At 66.6% G+C, this 11348-nt stretch carries 10 protein-coding genes and 2 pseudogenes; 9 read left to right on the top strand and 3 right to left on the bottom strand.

All coding sequences use genetic code 11. The annotated features are described in order from the left end of the window. Positions 1–22: 22 nt before the first annotated feature. Positions 23–2112: pseudogene (locus ACQEV8_RS25725) on the bottom strand (glycosyltransferase). A gap of 157 nt (positions 2113–2269) precedes the next feature. After that, positions 2270–2545 carry a GntR family transcriptional regulator gene (locus tag ACQEV8_RS25720; RefSeq protein WP_432964476.1) on the bottom strand — a complete coding sequence of 92 codons (276 nt, stop codon included), beginning with the start codon at positions 2543–2545 and terminating at the stop codon, positions 2270–2272. A gap of 161 nt (positions 2546–2706) precedes the next feature. Here ACQEV8_RS25720 and ACQEV8_RS25715 point away from each other — a divergent pair, with 161 nt between their 5' ends. The 5 genes and pseudogenes from ACQEV8_RS25715 to ACQEV8_RS25695 all read left to right on the top strand — a co-directional run bounded on the left by ACQEV8_RS25715 (position 2707) and on the right by ACQEV8_RS25695 (position 6408). Then, entirely contained in the window at positions 2707–3009 is a 303-nt protein-coding gene (locus ACQEV8_RS25715; RefSeq protein ID WP_432964473.1) for a hypothetical protein, read from the top strand. Continuing rightward, positions 3006–3359, top strand: a complete 354-nt coding sequence (locus tag ACQEV8_RS25710) for a hypothetical protein (protein ID WP_432964470.1) — start codon at positions 3006–3008, stop codon at positions 3357–3359. Before ACQEV8_RS25715 ends, ACQEV8_RS25710 begins: the two co-directional genes overlap by 4 nt. A gap of 216 nt (positions 3360–3575) precedes the next feature. Continuing rightward, positions 3576–4246 (top strand): annotated as a pseudogene (locus ACQEV8_RS25705) (hypothetical protein). A 59-nt stretch (positions 4247–4305) separates the two neighbouring features. Further along, positions 4306–5328 (top strand): hypothetical protein, encoded by a 1023-nt coding sequence (locus tag ACQEV8_RS25700; RefSeq protein ID WP_432964467.1) that lies wholly within the window; start codon positions 4306–4308, stop codon positions 5326–5328. Between the two features lie 108 nt (positions 5329–5436). After that, positions 5437–6408: a hypothetical protein gene (locus ACQEV8_RS25695; RefSeq protein ID WP_432964464.1), complete on the top strand. Its 972-nt coding sequence runs from the start codon at positions 5437–5439 to the stop codon at positions 6406–6408. Here the strand turns inward: ACQEV8_RS25695 and ACQEV8_RS25690 are convergent. Beyond that, the gene (locus ACQEV8_RS25690) at positions 6384–6716 is read right to left on the bottom strand and encodes a hypothetical protein (protein ID WP_432964461.1); all 333 of its coding nucleotides are present in this window, start codon (positions 6714–6716) and stop codon (positions 6384–6386) included. The genes ACQEV8_RS25695 and ACQEV8_RS25690 overlap by 25 nt on opposite strands. 1086 nt (positions 6717–7802) lie before the next feature. Here ACQEV8_RS25690 and ACQEV8_RS25685 point away from each other — a divergent pair. From ACQEV8_RS25685 to ACQEV8_RS25670, 4 genes are all read left to right on the top strand, one after another. Then, positions 7803–8102, top strand: a complete 300-nt coding sequence (locus tag ACQEV8_RS25685) for a hypothetical protein (protein ID WP_391103271.1) — start codon at positions 7803–7805, stop codon at positions 8100–8102. 58 nt (positions 8103–8160) lie between these two features. Then, complete coding sequence (locus ACQEV8_RS25680; protein WP_432964458.1) at positions 8161–9339, top strand: enoyl-CoA hydratase/isomerase family protein; 1179 nt, start codon at positions 8161–8163, stop codon at positions 9337–9339. Positions 9340–9470: 131 nt separating this feature from the next. Beyond that, a complete protein-coding gene (locus ACQEV8_RS25675; protein ID WP_432964455.1) occupies positions 9471–10298 on the top strand; it encodes a hypothetical protein in 828 nt (275 codons plus the stop codon). Between the two features lie 270 nt (positions 10299–10568). Continuing rightward, positions 10569–11075 carry a hypothetical protein gene (locus ACQEV8_RS25670; protein WP_432964452.1) on the top strand — a complete coding sequence of 169 codons (507 nt, stop codon included), beginning with the start codon at positions 10569–10571 and terminating at the stop codon, positions 11073–11075. Positions 11076–11348: the final 273 nt, after the last annotated feature.

The raw sequence follows: 11348 nt of genomic DNA, 5'->3' as shown, positions 1-11348 counted from the left end.
TCAACGCATCGGCACACCCTTATTACGGAACCGGCCCACCGATCTGTTCAGCGGCCGTGCCGGAGCGCTGCATCCGCTGCCACCTGAGCCGGCTGCCGACCAGCAGCGCGACCAGCGACTGGATGACGACGAGGTACATCAACTGCCGGTAGACGACGATCTGGAACGGCATCGACCACAGGGCCCGTACCGGCTCGCCGTCGAGTCTGAGCGCGTAGCCGGAGCAGACGATCTGCACGCCGAAGAAGGCGAACCACACCCCGGCCGACTCCACCGGATCGCGGAACAGCACGCCGTACAGGGCGTAGACGTCGATGACGGGCGCGAGCAGTGGCAGCGCGACCTGGAAGAGTGCCAGGTAGGTCAGCCCGCGCCGCCCGAACCGCCCGGCGGGCCCCCGGCCGAAGAGCGCCCCGCGGTGCTTCCACATGGCCTGCAGAGTCCCGTAGCACCACCGGTACCGCTGCCGCCACAACTGCCTGACGCTGGTGGGAACTTCGGTCCAGGCGACGGCGGACTCCTCGTACAGCACCCGCCAGCCGGCCCGCCACAGGGCCATCGTCAGGTCGGTGTCCTCGGCGAGGGTGTCCTCGCTGACCCCGCCGACGCCGATCACCGCGTCCCGGCGGAACGCCCCGATGGCGCCCGGGACGGTCGGCATGCACTCCAGCACCTCGAACATGCGCCGGTCGAGGTTGAAGCCGAAGACGTACTCGAGGTGCTGCCATCTGCCCAGCAGGGTGCGCCGGTTGCCGACCTTGGTGTTGCCGCTGACGGCGCCGACGGCGGGATGCGCGAGCGGCTGGACGATCCGCTCGATGGCGTCGGGCTCGAAGACGGTGTCGGCGTCGACCATCACGACGATGTCGTACCGGGCGTACGCGAGGCCGGTGTTGAGGGCGGCGGCCTTCCCGGAGTTGGGCTGCCGCACCACCTCCACCCTCGGGTCCCCCATGTTCTCGGCGATGTCGGCGGTACGGTCGCTGGACCCGTCGTCGATGACGATGATCTGCAGCTCCCGCTGACTGGAGTCGAGCAGCGACCGCAGGGTCGACCCGATCCCGGCCTCCTCGTTGTACGCCGGGACGAGCACGGTCACCGGCCCGGACGTGTCGCGCATCCAGGGCGCCCCGGTCCGGAACCGCTCCAGCCGGCGCACATGCGCCCGCGCGAACAGGGCCAGCAGCAACAGCCGCAGCACACCGAGCCCACCGGCGACGCCGAGGATCCAGATCATGGCGGTGGAGAAGACCTGCCCGATCCGCGTGACCCAGATCAGCCCCTCCCCCGACCACCGCTCCACGAAGGAGGCGGACTTGTACGGGACGAGCCCGAGCCCGTCGGACACGGTGGTGAACCGGTCGACTCCCCGGTTCCTCAGCAGCCTGCGCACCTCGGCATAGGCGCTCTCCGTCTGGCTCAGCTGCCGGACGATCCCCTGCGCCGGCTTCCGCGCGCCCTTGTCGGCGGAGACGAGCACGTACCCGTACCCGGTGGCCCGCCGCGCCGCGTCCCACTCGCGACCGCAGAGTGTGTCGGGGGTCGTCGTCCGCGGCATCCGCAGCAGGTTGGTCCGCTGTCCGGTGGTCCCGGCCAGAGCACTCTGGGTCAGCTCCAGCTCGGCCTCGAAACGGGGCCCGGACGACTCCCCCAGCACGGCCCCGGTGTACGTGTTGGACCCGATCTCATGTCCCTCGGCGCGGATCCGCCGCACGAGATCCGGATGCCGGGCGGCTTGGGCGCCATGCACGAAGAAGGTGGCCCGCGCGTTGTTCCTGCGGAGCAGATCCAGCAGCCGCGGGGTCCACACGGGGTCCGGCCCCCCGTCGAAGGTGAGCGCGACGGTCCGGGCGGGCATCCCCCGGTCCGTATCCCGTCCCGGTTGATCCCGATCACGGGCCCGCCCTTGGCCACGGCATCGGGCACCGGCGAGGCACAGGGGGTCCGCGTCTTGGCGGCGTCGACCTCGTGCTGGGTCCAGCCCTCGAAGATCAGGAAGGCGAAGACGAGGGGGAGGGTGAGGGCGAGGAGGAGCCAGTGGGCTCGGGGGTCGCGGGATTGTTTGTGGCGGGCGCGGGCGCGGGCCCCGGGTTTCGACTCGGCGGGGGTCAGGGGGCGTCACCGCCCCCGGGCCCTCCCTCACGGCCTCCTCGGGAGACGCCGCCTCTTCTCGGCTTCGGATGCTTGGTGTGGTGGGGGGTGCGCATGGGGCGGGAGTGTAGTTACGGGATGGCGGTTGAATGGCCGTAACAGCAAACTCGGGCGGAACCTAGGCCTGCGACTCGTGCTCAACGGTCGGCGGTGACACGTAGGTCCCTCGCTGCGGAACGGTGAAGACCAGTCCTTCCTCCACGAGCACTGCGATCGCACGGCGCACAGTCGTACGTGCCAGTCCGTATTGCTGAACCAGCTGCGACTCGCTGGCGATCGGCCGATTGGGCTGCCAGTCCCCCCGCTTGATCCGCGCCCGCAGGATCTCGGCGAGCTGACGGTACGGGGTCACGGGGCCCTCGTGATCAATTTCGGCATCAGGCTGAAAGTTCATGATCGGGAAGCTACTCGTACAGCCAACAGCTCTGTCATTGAGATACGTCTGCATACGTAGCGATACAAGTCGAGCTAAGTTGGGAACCAGACAGCAAGAAACCCCGGCGACGGAGGCAAGCCGTCCCGGGGCACGGCCAACGCTGAAATGGAGCGCTGACAATGCTGGACCCTATCGTCCGCACCCTCGCGTGGATGCTGAGCCGGTGCACCCCACGCCCCCGAGGTCGCCACCGCCTCGGCGCGGTGCCACCTCTACGCGTCACCGGCACCCCACCGCCGCCTCCTCGCTTCACCGAACAGCTCGACGACAACGCATGCCACGCCGTACGCGCCTGGGCCCTGGACCCCACGGAAGACCGCCGCCAACGCGAACGCCGCCGAGCCGCCCGCCTGGCCACCTACGGCATCGACGTGGGCACGAAACACATCCACGGCGCACGAGTCCCGGCGGCCACCCGATGACGCGCCCGGCGGTGCGCATGTGCACCCACTGCGAGCGCTCCACGTATGAACCGATCCCGGTCCGGATCCCGCTCGGCAGCTCCCCCGCCCCAACAGGCCCCGGCCTCACCATCTACGCCTGCCAGGAGTGCGTCACCCACTACCCGCCCCTGCAAGAGGCAGCCGAACTCCTGGAATCCCCCCACCCCCACTCACGCATGACCCTCCACGTCTACAAGGTCGACGCGAAGGGCACCGTGACCGAGGACCACGGCAAGGTCGAGATCCTGGCCGGCGGCCCCCACGAGCCTGTGCCGCAAACCTCCACATACCCGCCATGCGCCTGCCCTCGATGCGGGGCGACGCGATAGCAAAACACCCAGCCATACCGAACGCCCCGGACGCAGCACGACCAAGCGTCCGGGGCGTTCACCGGTGAGGCACGATCAGGACACGCCCCGCTCCGCTGCACCCCCATACGCCCTAAATGCCCCGGCAATCGGCCAAGTTCGCTCTGGCGAAAGCGAGAACCCCACCGATAGCGTCTGTCCCCTGAACTCACATCTGTCTCACGGGGAGAATCCACTGTGAAGCGCCGCCCTTTGCCCGTTGCCGCCGCGCTGGCCGCGACGGCAGCACTGCTGTTGTCGGCCTGCGGTAGCGGGGACGACAAGCCCAGCGACAACGACAAGATCGCCGGAGCAAACCAGGAAGCGGAGACGCCGAAGGGGTCGGCATCCCCTCAGGAGCACCGGCGGAAGACAAGCCGGACGGCGTGGACGTGTCCCTGCCCAAGGACATAAACCTGGTCTTCGACTGGGACAAGCCGAAGGACAAGAACGAGGCGGCTGCGATGCAGGACGCGGCGAACTTCGTCCGGGCCATCTACCGAGGCGTCGACAAGCGCACGACCAAGGACGCTGCCTTGGTCGCCTACTCGACCGGCGATGGGACGAGGTACGCGAAGACGCAAATCAACGCCCGGCTAGAGGGTGGTTGGACGGCACACGGCACACGGCGCCACTATCAGGCCACTACCCGGTCCGCGCCGAACGGCAACTCGGTGGAGGTTGCATTCTGTGTGGATTCGAGCAAGTTCTACTCTAAAGAAGTCAAGACTGGAAAGATCCTTAAGAGCGCCCCCAGTATCACGTCCTTCGACTACTTCAAGATCGTCATGATCAAGCTCCCCACCGGAGATGGCCTGTGGCAGGCCTCCAAGGTTTACGTCGAGGCCAAGGCGGCGAAGTGCCAGTGAATAGGTCACGGCATCTAGCCCTCCGCACAGGCGCAGCTGCCCTGGGGCTGACCCTGGGGATGCTCGCTATCACGGAACCGGCCTACGCGGACGAAGAGCCGGCCAACGCTCAGGGCGCCAACACAGAACAGTCAGGTGGCGGCGACGGCAAAGGCGTCTACGCCGCCGCCCGCATCCAGTACTCCGGCTCCGTCGCCAAGGGCGGCGGCACCGGAAACGTGACGTCCACGGACGTCAACTGGACACCCCCTCCCTGCTGGTATGCCCCCTACCTCGGCGCCAAGGACTTCAAGAAGGAGATGTCCAAGCACATCGACAGCCAGCTGAACACGCCCGGAATGAGCGGGACCGCGGGCTCGGCGCTCGGCGAGACCAAGCGCCACTACGAGGACGAGTTCGACATCCCCGGGAAACCCGGCTACAAGGACTACAACGTCGAGAACGACGGCAAGGGAATGTTCTGGGCCGGCGTCGAGAACCCCAACGAGCCGGACTACCTCAAGCGAACCTCGTGCACGGACCTCCCGTTCTGGGTCGAGAACGGCGATGCCCCGCCGCCCCAGTACGAAGAGGCCATCACCCCGGAGATTCTCGCCGCTCTCGCCTACCAGCACATGGAACTCCCCGACACCAAGGTCACCCTCGCCCCCGAGACCAACACCAAGGTGAACCTGCCGACCTGGGCCTGGCTCGACAAGGCCGTCTTCGACGAGGTCCAGGCCACAGCCGCCCTCAACGTCCCCGGCTTCAACATCCAGGCCACCACCACCGCCAAGCCGGTATCCCTCAAACTGGAGCCGGGCACCGAGGACGCCGAGACCTACCCCGCCTCCGGCGAGTGCACCATCAACGCCGACGACTCCATCGGCGAGCCCTACGCCAAGGGCAAGGCCAACCAGACACCGCCGTGCGGCATCAAGTACCTCCGCTCCTCCGGCGACGGCACGTACAAGCTCCAGGCCACCATCACCTGGGAAATCACCTGGACCGGCACCGGCGGCGCCGGCGACGACCTCCCGAACGGCACCTTCGGCAACGACCAGGACATCACCGTCCAGGAAATCCAGTCCGTCAACAGGTGACAACCCTGGATCCTTCGTCCTGCTCGGCCGCGGAGAGTGGACCCCTGCCCGGACCAACTCGTCGCGGCCGATCACGCTTCGGCGCTGATCATCGTATGGTTACGCCGCATGTGGCCAGGAAAGCAGCCGCCCGAGGGCGGGCACGAACCTCAGCAGCCGCCCGCCGGGCAGCCATCGAATCCGTACCTGCAGCCCGGATACCACCAGACGAACCCATTCCAGCAGCCGCACGCGACGAACGCGCCCTCGCAACAGCCCGGTGTGCCGGTGCCTCCGTCGTCGAGCGGCGGCCGGAGCCGCAGCACGATCATCGCCGTCACCGTGGCGACAGCCGTCGTAGCAGCCGCGACCGCAACCGGCTTCCTCCTGCTCGGCAGCCGCGAGAACGACCAGGCGGGCAACGACCCCTCCCAGGCATCCTCGCCCCAGGCGAATCCGAGCAACCCCCGGGACACGGGTACAGGCACCGACGCCGAGACCCCCACCGTCAAGGGCTGGAAGGTGGTGACGAACCCCGACCAGGGAATCGCGTTCGACGTTCCGCCGCAGTGGGCGCTCCAGTCCCCTGACTGGGTCACGTATGTCTCCGAGAACGACGACCCGGACGACACCCCACTGATCGGGATGCGCGCCCCCGCGTACTTGAAGGAACAGTGGTGCGCCTCGGACGAGGACAAGAACGGCAGCGTGGAGCACACGCCGCTCGCCGTCACGGGATCCAGGGGCAACAACGGCGCGCGGAGTACCGAGGAGATCGCCGGCTCCGACCCCGAGACCTGGGTGTACGGGCAGTTCACCCAACCCGACAAGGCCAAGGTGAGACCGGCCACGGTGGAGCCGTTCACCACGAACTCCGGCATCAGGGGGAGCCTGGGAGCCGCCTGGTCCGTAGGCGTGAAGAAGACCCAGAAGTGTTCGACGGACGGCAAGGCATGGACATTCGCCTTCAAGAACACCCAAGGCGACCTGGCCTCTTGGTCGTTCTACGGCGCCAAGGGCGTGTCCGACGAAGTACCTGAAGCGACGGTACGGAAGATCGCCGCCACCGTACGGCTCTACCAGGATCCGTCGGGCTCCTGACAGCGAGCACCACCAGGAGCGGATACGACGGAGAGCAGGAGCGAGGCGTAGGCCGAGATGATGCACAACTCGACCTTGTTCTTCTTCGCCCAGCGGCGGATGGCCAGGCCCTTGTGAGCGGACAGGTTGTCCATGATCACGTAGATGGACGCGCCGCCGGGCCGGGCGGCTCGGCTCGACTTCAGCGCGGCCAACGAGTGGGCGGCGCCCTTCCTGCGGCGATTGACATCCGCAGCCGGTCCTCGCTCGACCGAGTACCAGCCGTGAAAACAGCGCGCCTCGTAAGTGCGGTGGAACGTGGCCGGCACCCGGTCGGGGTGTTTCTTCCTTCTTCGTCGTCACGACTGAGCAGGCAGGGACGGCCTCCCGCCCACTGAGGGTCCAGACAGTCCAGTCCGGTCTCGTTGAACCGTGGATCACATCCCGGACGGCGTCCTCGTCGACCTGCACCACCTGGAAGATCACCGGCGCCCGGTTCCCACCGGCCGAGCCAGCGGCATCATCACGCGCCGTCAGCGCACCTAGTCGGTACTGCCACGGCGCACGAGCTGCTGCAGCTCTGCCTCTCCTGATCGGTCAGTCTGCGCACACGGACAGGCCCAGCCAACGCGCCTCCGGCGGTCGGATCGGACATCACCAGCACATCCATCCGTAACGACGGCCAACCGGCGCACCTATGCGATCAGACCACTAACGGGTCATGGCCTGGGGCTCCTTCACCGTCACGTCCCACTCGAACGTGGACAACCCGTCCGGCAGCCCAGGTTGTGCGGCGGACCGTCCGGGTCGGTCAAGTCGGTCCAGGTCACCTTCCAGGTGATGGACGCTTTGAAGGGGTAGGTGCCGCTGCTGGACACGCGGAGGTACGTGACGTTGCAGCCGGCATCCCTGTCGCTGTCGGTCGGCGTGACAACGGATGCTCCCATGCGGAGAAGTCGCCGCCCCCGAGGCCCATGAAGGCCGACGCGATCGTGTGACCTTTGTGCAGATCTCTTCACGATGGCGATTGCCTACGTGGACACACTTTCACCAGGCGCGCTCCTAGGGAAAGACGCGCCGATGCACGAACATCTCCATCCCCACCCTCTTCCGCCCGAATCACCCAGCTCCAGCGGGAAGTTCGCACTGGTGAACCGCAGAACCGAGCAGATACCGTCGTAGTACTTGGCAGACCGATACTGCTTCTCGGGGGATTCACTTGAAGCGCCGCCTACCGCCCTGCTCACTGCCGCGCCCGCCTCGCGCCTCCCGTCGGGGCCCACGCGACGGGCCCTTCGGCCGCTCCCCGGACATCGCTGCCCAGGCGCTCACAGCCGCCACCCGCTGATCCGGCACAGACGGGGTCCGCCACTCCGCGAGGCCGCCACCAAACCGACAGAGACTGAAATTCCCAGATGAGCGATCTGCGCCTCGAAGACACCATTTTCGAGCACTTGAAGAAGACTTTCTCCTCGATCAGCGACCGCATGGAGGACGCCCGTCGCGACCTTCGAGGCACAGACTCCTCGGCGGTCGGCGAGAGCCAACTCATCGAGGATGTTCAGGACTTCGCCGATGACTGGGGCTATGGCATCAAGCAGCTCGGCAAGCACACCCACGGCGCGGTGAAGATGATCAACAAGATCGGCGAGACGTTCGACGGCCTTGACCTTGAGCTGGCCCAATCGCTCAAGGCCAAGAAGAAGGGCAAGTAGCGTGGCTGGTCAGCGCACCGTCCCTCCCAACATCGGCTGGGACCCCACTCCCGGAAGCGTGGAGGACACCCGGGAACTCGCCAAACGGCTGGGCAAGCTGGCGGGCGAACTGGGCACGGCAGTACGAGAGCTGGAGCGAATAGAGTGCGGCGCCTGGAAGGGCAAGACCGCTGTCGCCTTCACCGAGTACATAGGCGAGGACGTCACTCCGCTCATCCGCAAGAGCCACGAGTCCTTCGACAAGGTATCCCGCGCGCTGCACCGCTGGGCCAACGACCTCCAGGACTTCCAGGACGAGACGGACCGGCTGGAGAAGAAGGCCGGGGAGAAACTCGACGCCAAGGCTGAGGCCAAGGAAGGCACTGACGAGTACGGCAAGGCCTCCGGCGATGTCACCGGCCTCATCCAGAAGGTCCATGAGCTCGAGGACCGCTACAAGCAGGCCGCCGCGAAGATCAGCAAGGAGCTGGACAAGGCCGCGGACATCGCTCCCGACGAGCCCGGCTTCTGGGAGAAGCTGGGCAACGGCATCGCGGACGCCTGGGGCGCCACCGGCGACTGGCTCAAGGAGCACGCCGACCTGATCAAGGCGATCGGTGACGTACTGGGCGACATCACCGCGGTCCTCGGTTTTCTGGCCATCGTCACCCTCCCGTTCCCGCCGCTCGCGGCCATCTTCGGCACCGCCGCACTCATCGGAGCGGGCCTGACGCTGGCGACTCACGGCGTGGCCAAGGCCGCCGGCGCGGATGTGAGCTGGGCAACGCTCGGACTGGACGCGCTGGGCCTGATGCCGGGCATCGGCATGTTCGGCAAGGGTGTCAAGGTGGTCGGTAAGACCGCGGATGAGGCCCTGGGCGCGGCCAAGGCCACGTCGAAGCTGCTCGGGGAGGGGTTCAAGTACAAGGACATCGGCCGCTCCAAGGTCCTGCTTTCCTTTGGGAAGGCCTCAGAAGGCCTCACCGAGGGATTCGGGAAAGCCGGCCTGATAAAGATCGGAGGCGTGTCCGAGCATGCCTATCAGGTCTCACACGCAAGCAGTAATTTGATGTCACGTGCGGGCGGACTCGTGAGTGCCGGATACCAACAAGGACAGTGGTTGGGCACAAAGGGGATCAATACGCTGCTCAAGGGAAACATGGATCCCATCAGTGGCCTTGGCAGGGCGATCGACGGTGGTTTCAAGATCGCACCGAAGGTCGGTACACACATAGGCCAGGCGCTGTCCGGTGATTAGTCGCAGAACCGAGTGCTCCACGTGAGAAAGGCCGCACCACAATGAACATCTGGCAGCCCGGCCCCGGGGAGACCCTGCTCGCCCGCGCTCCGGTCACGTTCGCCACCGGCGCGGCCGCACCGGTCCGGGGCATGCGCTGGTTCCGTGACCTTGAGCGCAAGGACATCCAGCACGAGCTGCCGGGCTGGCCAGAAGGGCCCTCCTACACACCCCGCTCCACGAGCGGGGCGGTCGCCCACAAGTCGCTGAGAGGCGCCGCCACGGCGGCGGGCGTCGCGGTCATGGCTTTTCTCAGCGCAGCCGGCGGCAACCTCAGTGGCGGCGGCACATCCGGTGACGAGGGCTCCGACACTCCGGACGACCCGGCGGACGAGGTCGAGGACTTCCCGGTCTTGTGGGCCGGGCCAGGGACGATCGCCCGCACTCTGCCATGGCAGTTGGATCCTGGCCGAGCGGATGAGAAGCACCATTTCACACATCTGATCGTCACCGACCGCAGGATCGTCATCGTCCACCTGCCCTTCGTCAAGAAGGACATGGAGTTCATCGACGACAACGTGATCTGGGAGTGCCCTCGCTCCGACATCGGCAGCGTGGAACTCAAGGATTTCAAGGACGGCGAAGACTTCAAGGTCACTTTCGTGGACGGCTCGTGGTGCAGACTGCGCTGCAGGGCGCGCCGAAAGCTCACTCGCTATCTGACTCCCCCACGCGAGCTGATTGCTCCTGACTCCCTGACGCCGCAACAGCGAGCCACCGTATTGGACTTCGCCGACGAGAAGGAGACGCCGGCGTCCGTGTCTCCCATCATCACGCGAAACCCAACCGGTCGCATTCGGGTCGAGATTCTGCTCCCGAGCAGGTACACATCCGTATTCGGAGCCTCGGAGGTGAACATCACCATGGAACCCGACGGAACAAGGGTCGACATCGGCGACTACCTCCCCGATGACTTCTGACCTCATCTCCTCATCTCATCCGGAACGGCCTGCGACCCAATGACACCCGCTTCTGATTCCACGGCACCGCTCCTGCCACCGGCCCCGCCGAGCGACCCACCCCCCGTCTGGTTCCTCACCCCCGAGGGCTTCTTCACCCTCCCGCTCGCTGCCACCCCTGAAGAACGGGCACAGCGCGCCGACTCCTTCGTACGTGATCTGTACTCGCGGGGGGACGAAACCATCTGGAGTCCAGCCTCCCCCTACTACGCGGGAGTCGCGGAGCTCCTGTTGGACACCGGGGTGTCCTACGCGGCACTGGGCTTGTTCTCCACCTCCGAGGAGGAGCACACTCCGGAGGGCGACGTGATCAGGCACGATCTCTCCGAGGGTGCTGCCCAGTGCGCCTTCACCCTGGCCGCTGTCCCGACGGACCATGTCGAAGCGGACACGGATGTCGTGGCTCAGGGCATCCTCGCGACCCTCTCCAAGGACCATTACAACGACGTCCACTGGCTCGACCTGCCCTGCGGGCCGGCGGTGGCCTGCGCCACTTGGCGCCAGTTCCAGATCAAGCCCGAAATGACGGCGAACGGTGACGCGAAGGATCTCGTCACCGCTCAGCTTCAGGTGCATGTCCCATTCCCCACCGGGCCGTTCACAGCAGTCTTCACGCTCTTGACGGCATACGTCGACCACTGGCAGAAATTCTGCGAATTGATGGGGGCAGTACTTCAGACGGTGTCCTTCGTCGACCCGGTCGATGCGGTGCCCGAAGCGACGTCCGCCGGTTCGTGACGGGGCCTGGTGGCTGGCTCCTGACAAGGAAACGGTCCTGCGGACTGCCGCCCGGCGCGACGCCGTCGCCTGCGCTCTGGCCCCAGCAGCCCACCGCCTTCCGTGGGCCACGGCCCATGGATGTCCGCAGGACGCTTCCTCTGCCCAGCCGTGTGGCGTCTTGGCGGTAGCCGTACTCGCGCAAGCGGCGTCCTTGACTCTCTCGCGCTGGTGTTTCTAGCGGCGAAGGTCAGGACAAGCCCTTAGCGAAACGGAATCCCTCAGCACCACGGC

This window comes from Streptomyces sp. CA-179760 (assembly GCF_050937045.1).
Classification (GTDB): domain Bacteria; phylum Actinomycetota; class Actinomycetes; order Streptomycetales; family Streptomycetaceae; genus Streptomyces.
This window is presented reverse-complemented; position numbering and strand designations above follow the sequence as displayed.